This window comes from Bifidobacterium sp. A11 (assembly GCF_000499185.1).
GTDB lineage: Bacteria > Actinomycetota > Actinomycetes > Actinomycetales > Bifidobacteriaceae > Bombiscardovia > Bombiscardovia mizhiensis.
The window spans coordinates 1-503 of the sequence record NZ_AWUO01000031.1 but is presented as its reverse complement, the minus strand read 5'-3'; the positions used below and the strand labels follow the sequence as shown (position 1 = coordinate 503).

The following is a 503-nucleotide window of genomic DNA, read 5'->3' as shown; positions in this document are numbered from 1 at the left end:
TTCGGGTACGTGTTGCGGTCGGGCATTTTCGACCCTGACCGGCGTATACCGTTCGGTGGTCGTCCCGTCGCCGAGCTCGCCATAGCCGTTGTATCCCCATGCGTAGGCGTTCCCGTCGCTGCCCAGGGCCAGCGAATACAACCATCCGGCGCTGACCTGCACGTAGGTGAAATCCTTGGGCAGATCCGGATACATGTTGCGGTCGGGTGTCCTCACCCTGACCGGCGTATACCGGTCGGTGGTTGTCCCGTCGCCGAGCTTGCCATTGACGTTGTCTCCCCATGCGTAGGCGTTCCCGTCGCTGCCCAGGGCCAGCGAATGCTGCCACCCGGCGCTGACCTGCACGTAGGTGAAATCCTTGGGCAGATCCGGATACATGTTGCGGTCGGGTGTCCTCACCCTGACCGGCGTATATCGGTCGGTGGTCGTCCCGTCGCCGAGTCGTCCATAGTAGTTGTATCCCCAGGCGTAGGCGTTCCCGTCGCTGCCCAGGGCCAGCGAAT

1 protein-coding gene is annotated in these 503 nt (G+C 63.2%); it reads right to left on the bottom strand.

The features are described from left to right. Positions 1 to 503: hypothetical protein (locus P273_RS0109150; RefSeq protein WP_029676382.1), on the bottom strand; the 503-nt coding region annotated here is incomplete at both ends.